Origin of the sequence: Streptomyces sp. NPDC001222, assembly GCF_042896945.1 — a bacterium.
Classification (GTDB): domain Bacteria; phylum Actinomycetota; class Actinomycetes; order Streptomycetales; family Streptomycetaceae; genus Streptomyces; species Streptomyces gibsoniae.
In genome coordinates this window covers 23314-36235 of record NZ_JBIAXT010000025.1, presented here as the reverse complement: position 1 = coordinate 36235, position 12922 = coordinate 23314, and the positions used below count along the sequence as shown (strand labels likewise).

General features: G+C 69.1%; 11 protein-coding genes and 1 pseudogene. 6 read left to right on the top strand and 6 right to left on the bottom strand.

The genetic code is table 11. From position 1 onward, the window contains the following. Nucleotides 1–283: 283 nt before the first annotated feature. The 3 genes and pseudogenes from ACFY2Z_RS28585 to ACFY2Z_RS28575 all read right to left on the bottom strand — a co-directional run. A pseudogene (locus tag ACFY2Z_RS28585) lies at nt 284–460 on the bottom strand (ISAs1 family transposase); the annotation flags it as partial. 385 nt (nt 461–845) lie between these two features. Continuing rightward, the gene (locus ACFY2Z_RS28580) at nt 846–1421 is read right to left on the bottom strand and encodes a hypothetical protein (protein WP_390746963.1); all 576 of its coding nucleotides are present in this window, start codon (nt 1419–1421) and stop codon (nt 846–848) included. A 625-nt stretch (nt 1422–2046) separates the two neighbouring features. Next, the gene (locus ACFY2Z_RS28575; protein ID WP_390746962.1) at nt 2047–2973 is read right to left on the bottom strand and encodes a hypothetical protein; all 927 of its coding nucleotides are present in this window, start codon (nt 2971–2973) and stop codon (nt 2047–2049) included. Between the two features lies 1 nt (nt 2974). Here ACFY2Z_RS28575 and ACFY2Z_RS28570 point away from each other — a divergent pair, with 1 nt between their 5' ends. The 3 genes from ACFY2Z_RS28570 to ACFY2Z_RS28560 all read left to right on the top strand — a co-directional run bounded on the left by ACFY2Z_RS28570 (nt 2975) and on the right by ACFY2Z_RS28560 (nt 5577). After that, nucleotides 2975–3454 carry a NucA/NucB deoxyribonuclease domain-containing protein gene (locus ACFY2Z_RS28570; RefSeq protein ID WP_390746961.1) on the top strand — a complete coding sequence of 160 codons (480 nt, stop codon included), beginning with the start codon at nt 2975–2977 and terminating at the stop codon, nt 3452–3454. An 89-nt stretch (nt 3455–3543) separates the two neighbouring features. Further along, entirely contained in the window at nt 3544–4065 is a 522-nt protein-coding gene (locus ACFY2Z_RS28565) for a hypothetical protein (RefSeq protein WP_390746960.1), read from the top strand. 816 nt (nt 4066–4881) lie between these two features. Beyond that, a complete protein-coding gene (locus ACFY2Z_RS28560) occupies nt 4882–5577 on the top strand; it encodes a hypothetical protein (protein ID WP_390746959.1) in 696 nt (231 codons plus the stop codon). A gap of 407 nt (nt 5578–5984) precedes the next feature. Here ACFY2Z_RS28560 and ACFY2Z_RS28555 read toward each other — a convergent pair whose 3' ends face one another. The 3 genes from ACFY2Z_RS28555 to ACFY2Z_RS28545 all read right to left on the bottom strand — a co-directional run bounded on the left by ACFY2Z_RS28555 (nt 5985) and on the right by ACFY2Z_RS28545 (nt 9000). Then, nucleotides 5985–7253 (bottom strand): IS256 family transposase, encoded by a 1269-nt coding sequence (locus ACFY2Z_RS28555; RefSeq protein WP_388982141.1) that lies wholly within the window; start codon nt 7251–7253, stop codon nt 5985–5987. A gap of 126 nt (nt 7254–7379) precedes the next feature. Next, nucleotides 7380–8321, bottom strand: a complete 942-nt coding sequence (locus ACFY2Z_RS28550; RefSeq protein ID WP_390746958.1) for a TRM11 family SAM-dependent methyltransferase — start codon at nt 8319–8321, stop codon at nt 7380–7382. A gap of 22 nt (nt 8322–8343) precedes the next feature. Then, nucleotides 8344–9000, bottom strand: a complete 657-nt coding sequence (locus ACFY2Z_RS28545; protein ID WP_390746957.1) for a hypothetical protein — start codon at nt 8998–9000, stop codon at nt 8344–8346. A gap of 469 nt (nt 9001–9469) precedes the next feature. Between ACFY2Z_RS28545 and ACFY2Z_RS28540 the strand changes: the two genes are divergently transcribed. The 3 genes from ACFY2Z_RS28540 (at nt 9470) to ACFY2Z_RS28530 (ending at nt 12918) form a co-directional block, all read left to right on the top strand. Beyond that, nucleotides 9470–10249 (top strand): hypothetical protein, encoded by a 780-nt coding sequence (locus tag ACFY2Z_RS28540; RefSeq protein WP_390746956.1) that lies wholly within the window; start codon nt 9470–9472, stop codon nt 10247–10249. A gap of 342 nt (nt 10250–10591) precedes the next feature. Beyond that, a complete protein-coding gene (locus ACFY2Z_RS28535; protein WP_390746955.1) occupies nt 10592–10975 on the top strand; it encodes a hypothetical protein in 384 nt (127 codons plus the stop codon). A 356-nt stretch (nt 10976–11331) separates the two neighbouring features. Then, nucleotides 11332–12918 carry a hypothetical protein gene (locus tag ACFY2Z_RS28530; RefSeq protein WP_390746954.1) on the top strand — a complete coding sequence of 529 codons (1587 nt, stop codon included), beginning with the start codon at nt 11332–11334 and terminating at the stop codon, nt 12916–12918. The last annotated feature ends 4 nt before the right edge of the window (nt 12919–12922 follow it).

The following is a 12922-nucleotide window of genomic DNA, read 5'->3' as shown; positions in this document are numbered from 1 at the left end:
ATGGCGCCGCGGTCATGTCGGGAGCAAGCTACGCTGAGACGTCCTCAGGGCCCGACACGATGACACAGCCGTTGAAGCTGTTGTCCTCGTCGGCTTCGCTCTCCACCGTGATGCGAGCCGCCGTCGCGTCTGCGGCGATGCGATTCCGACACCGTTGCGGCCGATCAGCGCGTCAAGATTCGTGGGAGGACGACTCCTCGGCTCGGCGTCGAACGTGAACTCATGCGTCGGCAGCAACCCCTCACCACAGGGCCCCGGCGAGTGCCTGGATCGTCCGATTTGATCATGTGATGCCGTAGAGGGCGAGGACGCGGGGGCGCTCGGTGTGGGCTCGGCGTCCGGCGGCGGTGTTGATGTAGCCGGCGAGCTTGAGTGCGCTGCGGATCAGGTCGCGGAGGGCAGCGAGTACGGCGGGCGCGTTGTGGGTCCTGACCTGGGACTTGTCCTCGTTGAAGGTGACACCAAAGGCTACGGCGATGGGGCGGCTGGCATGTCCACCAAACACCTTCTAATCCTCACCAACCGGGGCAGGGCCACCATCGAAGATCTCTCCACGTCCTCGCCCGTGAATCATCACCGGAGTCCGCGCCACATTCGGGATTCACCTCGTCAAGAACCTGCCCGGTGGGTATTCGACTGTAGACACGTAGCGCAGCATCCAGGAAGCACATGCGACAGGAGACTCGCCGCACTGCAGCGGGGTCGCCCATAAAAGGGGACGGCCCGGTTGGGGACGGCGCCGCACCCTGGGCTCCCGCGCGGGCTTGGCGCCTGGCCAGCCTCGAAGGCATACGGCATTGCACGGGCGATCTTCCCAAAGTCCCGGAACGTACTGACGGTCGCTGTCACTTACGGAGCAGGTAGCTGATCACACGGGAGCGCGCCTTGCTCGGGCTCAACCCGAGGGCCGTGCCGATCTTCTCCGCGGGCACCGCCTCGTCCTCGACGGCATGAGCGGCTTCCCGGCCGACGGCCGAGGCCAGGCGCTCCAGTTGGGCCGCCGCTCTCAGCGCGGCCATCAGGGCCTGCTGGGCCAGCGCAGCCAGGTGCGCTTGGAGCTGGTCCATGACTGCGGTGACATCGGCCGGCACTGGCGCCGCCTGGCCTTCCACGCTGTCGATGTGGTTCTGCCAGTCGTTGTACGGGCGGGAGACGTCCAAGTCATCCAGGTGGTCGTCGTCGACCTGTTCCCAGTCGATCGGGTAGGTCTCGCCGCGCCATCCGCACGCGCACGCACTCCGGTACCCGGCAGCCCGCGGTCGGCCCATCTGTCCGATGTACGCCCACCACTCACTCGTCGAGAACCCCGCGCTGCCACTGCCAATGTCCAGATAGGCAGGCTTCGGCTCACTGCCGTCATCGAGAACAGCTCCCACACAGCCCTCGTGAGACGTGCCGAACTCCCCCGTCGTCCACCCCATCACTGCACTCCCTCCCCGCCCCTTGCACCACCGAGTACTCACCAGCGTGTTTGCGCTGGTACGCGGATCTGAGGATGCCGCAGGACACTCACCCAGGAGGGCGTTTCCCTCGGTATGACCGGATCGGGGCAATACGACACGCCAGCAGCCCCTACAAGCACCGGCGCACAGAACCCGCGCCGCCGCAGCTCCGCTCCGCCCTCGACTACGTGCCGCCCGCCGAGTACGAACGCGACTGGCGGTGACAACAGAAAGCCATCCCGCAGTCTGCCTGAACCAAGATCGCCGGACTCTACGAACCCCTGGGCAGCTCAGCCTGCACCGTGCTCCCCAAAAAACGGGCTGGTGGCGGGTCATGGTGGACACACTGGTCCTGGAACCGGCGCAGCGGGGTGCGCGGGCAGTGAATACCGGAAGTAAGCGCCGCGTTGGGCGACTAGCGCCACCAGGGCGCGATGGGGTTGTCACAAGCCGGGTGCCGGGCAGCAGGACTGACAAGGCCGTCACCGGCTGGAAGCAACTCTGGGGATGAGTAGGCACGGGATCCACCCACGCGATGGGCGGCGCGGCGTCGATGGTGACGCAGGGAAATCGGCAATGGGGCAGGGCGGGACCCAGCCGTGTCCTACAGGTTCACGCGGCCCTGGATACAGATCTCCCCGAAAATGCTCGCAGTCTCCCGAGGACCGCGCTGGATATACCAGGTGAGCACATTGACCGCCCGGGCGCTGCGGGCGCCCGATCGAAGGTGGGGAACCGGCCACACCGATGAAAGTAGGCCAAAGCCAGTAATTCGGTTCCTTGTTCGATCCGCCGACGCATAGCCTCGATCATGTTCTGAAGCCGCACCGGACCTCATCAGGACGGACTGGGAATTGCTTCGGAGGGGGAAACAAGCCTTGCAGAAAACGCACAGCACGCGCTCCAGGCTCATTCGCCTCGCTGCCGCCGGAGCAGCCATCGCCGCCACCGCGGCCGGCTCTCTGACCGGATCGGCCAACGCCGTTCCGCAGAGCAGCAGTCCCGTCACCACCACGGTGGCAACGTCGGTCACGCAGCCCGTGGGCGCCAAGGCCGACGCCGTACAGCAGGCCCTCACGAAGGCACGCGCCAACGGTGACCGCATCGCCGTCGTGAACAGCTTCAGCGCCAGCCCGCAGGCAAACACCTCATGTTCCCTCGTGCGGAACGCATGGCTGATCAGCCGCTTCCACGCGTGCGCGAACGCCACCGGCACCTTCCGGGTGCTCGATGCACGAACCGGCCGGGAGCTGGGGAAGATGACGTACACCGTCCACGGTGACGTGACCTCCCGCACCGGGTCGAAGGCGTTCCCGTACAGCCTGCACTTCACGCGGAACAGCGTGTCCGGCGCTGCCGCTGGTGCGGTGATCTCGGGCAGTGCTTCCGCGAGCAACGCGACGACGCGCGGGAACATCCCGTCGCAGCCGCTCGGTGCGAGCGGGAAGGCGTCGGCGAACTTCACCTTCACAAGCAAGGTCGGCAGGGGGAAGATCCTTGCGAGCGGAGCGACACCGAAGTGGATCTTCACGGTGCCGGGTGCGACGCCGAGCAACCCGGTGTCGTTCCCGGCTCCGGTGGTGCGCTGCGACAACGCACTGAAGGGCTACCCGAGGTCGTACGGGTGCGTCTTCCCGCAGTCGAAGAACGTGATCCAGTACTCGCTGTCCGGGTACGTGAAGGAGGTCGCGAAGCACATCAAGGACGCGCAGGCGTCCGGGCTTCCCGGCGCGTACGGCGGCCGGACGGTGCTTCAGCGGCTGTATGACGACACGCAGATCCGGCGGAACAGGCGCACGTCGTGCCCGGACAGCCTTCCGCGTCCGGCCGGGAAGACGTGTGACGAGTACGCGTTCGCGAGCACCTACCAGGGCGGTGCGCTGCTGGGCAGGTTCAGCCGCCGCATGGTGAACGAGACGCAGAACACGGACGCCGGGCGGGACCTGAACAGGTTCTACACGGTCAACCGGATCTTGAACAAGGACCCGTTCCAGGTCGCGATCGTCCGCTGACCCGACGACGCTGAAGCCGGCCCCCACGCACCCGCTTGGGGGCCGGTACGTTGGTCACACCTCCTGCCGACGATTCGGGGATGCCTGCGATGCAGCAAGAGATGACACTCCACGCCGCCTACCTGCACTACTGGATCACGGGGAGCGAGCCCGAGCCGGGAGAGGTTCCCAGGGGGGCGGGGCAGCAGCGGGAGAACGGGCGGGCGGCGGTGCTGGAAGCCAGCGAGGAGCATCCCGGGCTCGTCATCAGGACGGGTGTCCAGCACGGTGACATTCCGGCCCTGGTGCGGGTCCACGAGAGCGAACCGGAGCTGGACGAGGCGGGCTGGGACGAGATCGTGGAGGGCGACCTTCACGCGGAGTCGTACGTTCAGCTGAGCAACCTGGACGGGCAGCTGCAGGAGTTCGATCTGCCGTGGCCGGGTTACGGCGATGAGAGCAACTGGCGAGTAAGGCTGTCGGTGAAAGGCGCCGACGACTCTCTGTCGGTAGCGTACGCGGAGGACGGACACGAGCTGACAGAGCAGCACCGCATCGACATGTGGCCGGCACCGGAGGGCGGGCTGCGCTGGCTGAAGAAGGATGCTCGGGGCTTCCGCAAGCCGCAGTAGTGCGCCTAAGGGCTGTCCCGCATTGCCGGGGGCGGTAGGTGGCTGGCTTGGCCGGGGCCGTACTGTTCGCTCGTTGATCAGTCACGCTGGTCGAGGCGCGGACCCCGCGGCCTGCGCCGACGGGTCTGTACGCCGAGTCCTTCCAGACCAGGCTCATGGAGGTCGCATCCACTGTGTGGACCCAAGTCGTTGCGGCCCTGCCTGGCACGACTGTCTTCCAGCCCCCTGCATCGGAGTCGACACTGATCCGCTGCACCGCGATCCTCGGCCATCCACTGCCTATGGACCTCGCTGCCCTCCACCGCGAGAGCAACGGCATCGAGGGCGAGTACGGAGACGGACTCGCCTGGTCCACCGAGCGGAGCGCCTCCGAGAACCAGAGCCTTCGCGAGGCCGCTGACCTCGCCACCCTCTACATGCCGTTCGGTCCGCTGCTCCTCTCGATCCGATCAGGCGACCGACCGGCCCAACTCGGGTTCGGGGGCGACGTGCTGGCGCCCGGTCGCCCTGGACGGCGACCCCTGCCGCTCGCCGACGGTGCGACACTGACCGTGCGCGACTCCACGATCCGATCTGACGCGGCCCGACGCGGATCGGCTGACCGGCGCTTGACTGGACGCCGCGTCCGAGCGTCCATGGTCGTGGCCGAATCCGCCGAGCGGGATCACGGACCCCCTCGTTCCCGCACGTCGTTCGGCCCTGTCCGCCCGGAACAACGCGATGCGCACGCGCCCGGCGACAACAGCGACCTGCACAGGACCGCGCCCCGGCCGGGGACCTCACTCCTTACACACCTTCGGGAAGCGAGGCCCCTTCATGTCCGAAACCATGATCGCCGATCAACTGACCGGCCTGCCCCCCGCCATCATCAACGTCTACACCCAACTCATCGCTTTCACCGAACCGGCCACCGTCGACGACATCGCCCAAGCCGCCGCGGCTGCCCGCTCCAGCACCTTCAAGGCCCTCGTCGCCCTCGAGAAGCGTGGCCTTGCCCACCGCGACCGCGGCATCCAGAACGGCCCCAACCGCCGCCCCGACCTCTGGCGCGCCACCCTCACCGACCCCATCGCGACGTCCTACCAGGCCCCCGCGGCAGAGGAACCGGTCGAGCCTGCCACCGACCCCGAGACAGAGCCGGACGCGCCCGCCAACGACAAGCCCAACAACAACTCTGAAGCCCCGCAGCCCGAACAGGCTGCCCCTACCGCGTCCAAGCCCGTTCCCGCCCAGCACACCGGACCCACCGAACCGACCAGCCCTGCCCCCAGTACCTCCCTGCCCGCCGGAAACAAGCGCCTCGCCCCTGGAGGCCTCCGCCAACTCGTCATCGAGCACCTCAACGCCCGCCCCGGAGAAGCCTTCACCGCCACCCGCATCAGCCGCATGATCGACCGCTCCTCCGGCGCCATCGCCAACGCCCTCGCCACCCTCGCCGAGCAGGGCCTCGCCGAGCAGGTCACCGACCGCCCGCGCACCTACCGCGCGGCGATCCCGGAACAAACCGCATAGTTCACCAGCGAGGCGAGCCGGGCCCGTTCCTGCCAAGGGGAGGAACCGGCCCGGCTGCCAACATCGTCGCCATCGGCCATCTTCGCGAAACCATGCCCAGGGTCGGGCGCCCCCCGTGCACGCACCACGAGCTGTGGTCGAAAGAACCCGGCACCGCTCGGTCCCGGGACGATTCGATTGGCGTTTGTGCAGGCCACCTGGTGTACGAGCCACCCGCGAGCCACCACCGCGCCACTTGCCAGCGGGCGGGCGACCGGGGTTGAGGTCGAAGTCGACGGACGTGATCAGTGAATGCCCCGATCGCCTTCTCGCGTGCAGGTGCGAGAACGGCCAGCCTTTCCGGGTCTATCATGATTTAGGTGTTTTTAGGCCGTTTAGCCTAGTGGTATTTGGTTGGTCCGGTCGGCCTATACCCGTCCGGCGGTAAGGCGGCCGTCGAAGAGCTGGTCGAACTCGTTGAGAGCGGCTTTCCACTTGTTGTTCCAGCGCTTGCGGCCGCGGCCGGAGGGGTCGAGGGCGAGGGTGGCGAGGTAGATCCTCTTGAGCGCTGCCTGTTCGTTGGGGAAATGTCCGCAGGCGGTGGCCGCGCGACGGTAGCGGGCGTTGAGGGACTCGATGCTGTTGGTCGTGTAGACGACCTCGCGGATCGCGTCGGGGAAGGCGAGGAAGGGCACGAACTCGCTCCAGGCCCGCTCCCAGACGGCGGCGATGCTGCCGTACTTGTGGCCCCACTTGGCGTCGAACTCCTCGAGCCGCTCGCGGGCCTGGGCCTCGTTGACAGCGGTGTAGACGGGCTTGAGGTCGGCGGCAACCTCGGGCCAGTTCCGCCGCGAGCAGTAGCGCAGGCTCTGACGGATCAGGTGAACGACGCATCGCTGCACGACGGTCTGCGGCCACACGTTGCCCACCGCGTCAGGCAGCGCACTCAGCCCGTCACAGACCAGCATGAGGACGTCCTTCACGCCGCGATTACGCAGGTCGGTGAGGACTTGCTGCCAGAATTTGGCGCCCTCGCCGCCGTCGCCGGCCCACAGGCCGAGGATCTCGCGGTAGCCGTCGGCGGTGACCGCGATGGCCACGTAGATCGGTCTGTTGGCGACCTGCCCGTCACGGATCTTCACGTGGATCGCGTCGATGAAGATCACCGGGTAGACCGCGTCGAGGGGACGGGTGCGCCACTCGTTCATCGAGTCCAGGGCCTTGTCGGTGATCGTGGAGATCAGCTCCTTGGACGCGCTCATCCCATAGACCTCGTCCAGGTGCGCGACGATCTCGCCGGAGGTCATGCCCCGCGCGGTCAGCGACAGGACCATCTCGTCCAGCGCGCCGGTCCGCCGCGCATGCCTGGGCAGGACCTTCGGCCGGAAGGTGCCCCGCCGATCACGCGGAACCTGCAGCACGATCGGCCCGACCTCGCTCATCACCTTCTTCTGCCGGTAGCCGTTACGGCCGTTGCCGCCCGACCGCGAGCCCCGCCCGCCGACCCGCTCCGCCTCGGCCGCCAGATGCTCCTCCAACTCGGTCTCCAGCGCGGCCTGCATCAGGTGCTGCGTGATCGCGGGCAGCAGCCCGCCCTCACCCACCAGCTTCAGCCCGCCAGCGCGGACCTGGTCCTGCGCCAGCAGCGTCAGCGCGTCCAGCAGGTCCAGGCTCAGCCCGTCCACACTCTCCGGCATCCTCTTCACGCCTGCACCGTCTGCAGCCGCCTCACCGGACGCAAGCGACACGCCGCCCACCGTCTCGAGAGAGTGAGTCCTCTGGATCGTCATCAGGTGTCCCTTCTGGTGAAGTTCCCACCCAATTCATGACACTCCCGCCTTTCCGATGGCCCGTGTGGGGGCGCCCCGAGCCCCGCGCCGTGGTGTGCTCGGCAGCCGCGCGTGGTCAGCGGGGCACATGGGGGTTGCGGGCCTGGTGAAGATCAGCACGTCTTCGTGCTGGATCACCGCGAGTGGGATGCCTTGGTGGCGTGCGTCGCGGACGTTCTTCATCTGGAAGAACGACGGGCGGGTGATGAGGCGGCTGTCGCGGATGCCGGCGAGGAGGGCGACGCAGCGCTCGGCGGGGGTGAGTCCGGCGGCTTGGCCGGCGGCGAGGACGGCGGAGGGCAGGTCGATGAGTTCGCCGCGTTCGCGCCAGGGGCGGGTGGTGACGACCACGGTGCCGCCGGGGCGCAGGACGCGTCGGCACTGGGCGAGGATCTCGGTGAAGGCTTCCAGGAGCCGGTCGGTGGAGACGTGGGCGAGGTTGGAGGGGTCATGGCTGTAGCGGTAGTCCTTCTTGACCACGCCGCGTTCGCCGGTCTCACGGGTGGAGCGAACCTGTCCATGTACAGAGTTCCCGTACGGCGGTGAGGTGACCACGAGATCCACCTCGCCATGGAGCGCGGTGGGGATGAGCTGGGTGAGTTTGCGGGCGTCGCCGCAGTGCACGGCACCGGTACCGGTGCCGCCTTCGTGGGTGGCGGAGGCGGTGTTGAGGCGGGCGAGGTCGGCCCACTTGGGTTCGTATTCGACGCCGAGGGCGTTGCGGCCGAGGTGGATGGCTTCGACCAGGGTGGTGCCGATGCCGCACATCGGGTCGAGGACGAGGTCGCCGGGGCGGGTGTAGGTGGCGATCGCGTGGGCGGCGATGCGCGGGAGCATCTTGGCAGGATGGGCGGCGGAGCCAGGCACGTAGCGGCCCTTGCGCTGGGCGGGGGCGGACGTGGGGGCGGTGTTCCACACCGAGAGGGGGGAAGGCACGGGCGTTCTCCTCTGCCTTGGCTTATGCGTGGCGGATCGCGGACAGGGCGATCAGGTCGCAGTGCGCGACGCCGCGGCAGGCGTCTGGGGGAAGGGCGGGTACGAGGCGGTCGCCGACGGGGTGGCCGTAGACGACCACGATGTGTTGGAGGTAGCGGAAGCCTGCGGTACGGGCGGAAGCGATCAGGGTCCCGAGCGGGTCGGTGAGGCCTTTTGCCTTCCGGCGCTGGCGGGTGGCCAGCAGCAGAAGGCCTTCGGCGGGGAGGAGCCGGTGGGCTCGGTGGAAGAAGCCGGGCCAGCCGTCCTCCGCCGCGCGGGGCATCCCGCTCTCGTCGGACGGCAGGTCGTCGGCGGGGGTGGGGAGGGTGGCGGGGTGGAGTTCGGCCAGAAGGATGGACGGCCTCTTGGTGCCGTCCTCGTCGTCCGCCGGGTCGGTGAAGGGGGTGGTGGGGATCCGGGCGTCCATGCCCGGGGCCGTGTCCCGGATCGCGATCTTGAGCAGCGGGGCGGGCCGGTGGGTGGGGCGTCCGACGAATTCGGTGCGGATCTTGTCGATGGCCCAGGCGGGCAGTACTGCGCCGGGGATGGGAGCGGCGTTGGGCTCGTCCGGGTCGGGGAGCCAGATGGTCGTCGGCAGTGAGTGGGTCGTACGGGGGCGGGGAGCAGTGGAGTTTGGCATGGGCTGAGCGGCGCCCGGGAGCGAGGGTCGGGCCGTGCTCGTGCTGACGTGAGTAATAGGGACAGGCTGGCTGATCTTTGCCATCACCTCGTGCGTGTTCGATCTCCCGGGCGGTCCCTTCGCGCACGCTGCTGCGCCAGCGGTCTTCCTTACCGCGTATCGCGTTTGCGCAGGTCGTCCTCTATGCGAGCCAGCAGCGTGCCACCTGCGATCCACTGCCGAACCAGTAGGACCGGCCGCACAACGGGCGCTCGGACCGAAGCCGAAAAATTTTCTGTGTTCGATTTAATGTGCTCGCTCTGAGGCGTCACTCCAGGCCATCAAGACAGGACCAGGGCCGCGCCATCGCACATGCCGGACCATTCGACCGGCGGTGACACGGCACTGGCGTGCGGCTGGGCCGACGGTGACCCGGAGGCCTGGGAGGGGTGGCGGCGGAAGTTGTCAACGCCGTCACGGGAGATGCGCCATGCACATTGCCCACCGCCCCGCCGCCCGTCCGCAAAGCAGCCTTCGTTCTCCGCTCGCGGAGCTGGAACAGGCGTTCCTCGCCCTGACCCAGGGCGTGGAGCCGCTCACCTTCCCCGCGCACCTGGTGTGCGACGAACCCGACCGTGCGGCCTGGCCGGTCGACCGGATCCGCACGCACCTCGCCCACCCCTCCACCCGCGCCGAACTGCGCGAGCAGACCTGGCGTGAGGTGATCCGACGCGCCCGCGACCTGGGCGAGCCGTGGGACGTGGTCGCCGTGGCCATGACCGTGCCGGTGCTGCGCCGGATGCTCGCCCGGCTGGCCCGACCCGCCCACCTGGAGCGCGCCGAGGTCGAACAGGAGGCCCTGGCCGCCGTCGCCACGGCCCTGCGCACGGTGGAGTTGGGGGCCGAGCGGCTGGACAGGGAGCTGTTCAGCGCGGCCGACCGGGCCGTACACCGGCTGGTGTACGCCGCACACCGCCGCGCCAGCCGGGAAACCGGCCAGGCGGAAGCGCATCTGGACCACCTGTGCTCCACCCCGCGGGTGGAGCACGGTGAGCCGGAGGACGAGCTGACGGTGCTCGCTCGCGCCGTGCAAGCCCGTGTGGTCGACGTGGCCGAAGCACGGCTGATCGCCCGTACACGCCTGGAGGGCGAGCCCATGAGCCGCCTCGCGGCCGAGCGCGGGGTGAGTGTGCGTCAGCTCTACCGGCACCGCAGCGCCGCCGAACAGCACTTGGCCGCCCATCTGCGGCATCGGCTGGAGGACCTGTAAGGCGCCCGACTGGGGGATCTTCGGTGGCGGAATGACAATTCCTGCCCCAGGCATCTCTATTCACGGTGACAGCGGCCCAGCCCGGATTCGTACCGGGCTGGCAGTTCTGGTCCGGGGCAGCGGCCGATGCCCCCGGGCCGGGGAGCCGCACAGTGTGGGGTGAGCACGACCGTCTCGTGCTGACACCCGAGAAACCCTACCCACCACACCCCCGCAAGGAGGTCGGCCCCGGGTCCAGGGTTCTGCTCACCCCACGCAGGCTTCTCGTGCGCCCTCTGAGGTGATCCCGCTTCTGCCCCTTTCCTGTCCTGCTCTTCGTGTGCCCGATGGAGGTGTGCTGCCATGCCCGCGAGACTCCGTCGCCCGTACCGGCCGAAGATGCGGCCGCTTGGCCGCTGGTTCTCCCGGCTGGGATTCATCGCGGCCTTCACCACTTCGGTCCTGCTGACCGACCCGCCGTGCGTGTGGGCGGTTGCGGACATCCCCACCGTCATCACGAACCTGCGAAATTGGATCGTCGGCCTCCTCGCCGCGCTCGCCACCCTCTTCCTTACTTTCGGCGGACTGCGCTACCTCATGGCCAGCAGCGACCCCGGCGAAGTAGAGGCCGCCAAGCGGGCATTGAAAGCCGCGGCCATCGGCTACGGGCTGGCGATCCTGGCCCCGGTGATCGTGACGGTGCTGCAGGGCATCGTCGGTGCGGGCAACGGTGGGGGCGGGCAGTGACGCGCGCCCGGCGCCTGGATCGCGCCCTGCCGCTGCTGTTCCTGGCCGCGCTCGTGCTGGGTCCGCTTGCCCAGCCGGCCTCCGCACACGCCCTGGCTGCCTTGGCCCCGACGGCCCCGGATCCTCCTCAGCCGGAACCGCAGCCCGCGCCCGGCCCCACAGCCCCCTCCCGGGAACCGGAGCCTGGGCCAAGGCCTCAACCTCTGCCAGGCCCCACGCCCGCTCCGGGCCCCACACCAGAACCGGAACGGCCGGTCTCCCCTGAGCCGGCGCCGGGGCCCAGTCCTTCGGCGTGTGAGGCCACAGGTGTTGGATGCGACAAGGCCAGTGGCTGGGGCTTCCTCGACATCCCCGGCATGATCGTGAATGCGATCACCTCGTTCCTCGGCATGCTGATCGAGCAGATCATGAAGCCGGTCCGCGAGTTCCTCGCCGATACCCTGCTGGCCACCCCCGACGTCACCCAGCACGCGGACATCAAGCGGCTGTGGACCGCCATGCTGGGGATCACGGGCGGGGTCTACGTGCTGTTCGTGACCGCGGGCGGCATCACGGTCATGGGATACGAGACCGTCCAGACCCGCTACGCCCTCAAGCAGATCACTCCGCGCCTGCTGCTGGGCATGATCGCGGCAGCCACCTCTCTGACAGTGATGGGCAAGGCGATCAGCCTGTCCAACGCCCTGACGCACGCGATCATGGCCACCGATTTGTCCGACGCCGGGCAGGGCATGGTCGAACGCGTTCTGCCCTTTGCCCTGTTCGGCGCCGCCGGGCTGAAGCTGTACGTGCTGCTGCTGGCGATGGTGATGATCGCGCTGGTGGTCGCGGTGCTGATCGGCTTCCTGGTGCGCGTCGCGGTGATGGCGCTGCTGGCCGTGGCCGCACCCCTGATGCTGGCGTGTCACGCGCATCCGCTGACCGATCCGGTCGCCCGCCTGTGGTGGCGGGCCCTTGCCGGGTGTCTGGTCATCCAGGTCGCCCAGTCGATGACGTTCGTCCTTGCCCTGAAGCTGTTCTTTGCACCCGGCGCCACGACGCTCGGCATTCCCAAGTCTGATCAGCTGGGCACGGTGCTGGCCGGAGTGGCCCTGTTCTGGGTGCTGTTCAAGATTCCTGGCTGGACTTTGCAGGTCGTCTTGCGCGGCACCCCCGTCCACCATCCTCACGCGCCAGCGGGGGTGCGGATGCTCAAGCACCTGGCCCTGTACCGACTCATGGACCACTACCTGCCCGGCGTGGGCCTGCTGCGCCGCCCGGGCCGGGGAGGTGGCGCAGGGGGACTCGGACCAAGGCGTGGTGGGCCGGGAGGCGGAGGTGGCCGGCCTGGGGGCGGCCGAGGGGGCGGGGGCCGGCAGCCGGGGCCCGGCTCTGGCCGTGGTGGGGGGCTTCGCGGCCAGGGCAGTGGCTGGCTGGCGCGCAGTCGTGCTGGCGTGAACTCTCCCAGTCAGGCGGGATCCGCGGCGCAGCCCGCTCCTATCGGTCCGGCCACACGCCGTCGACGCCGCGCAGGCACCCTCAGCAGCGCGAACACCGCCCCGGGTACGGCCGGTGCTCCTCAGACCCCGGGCACTCCACCCGCCAGACCCGCTGTGCGGCGTCGCAGCCCGATCGCTGCTTCCCCCGTCCGTACGCCGAGAGGCCCTCACGCTGTGGTCCATCCCGCCCGGGCCCGCCGCATCCGGCAACTGACTCTCCCCATCACCGCCCAGCGCACCCCGGCACGCCCACCTCAGCCCACCCAGATGTGGCTGCCGATCCGTGCTGAACGCGCCGCCCCCGGCCCGCCGCCGGTCGCCCGCGCCCTGACCACCCCGCCGGCGCCCACTGCCCCTGGCCTGCGTGCGCGCCAGCTGGCCCTGCCCGTGCCCGCGCCACGCGTCCGTGCCCGGCCGCCGCGCCCCATGCAGCTACGGCTCCCCCTGGAACCGCCCCGGAGGTAACACC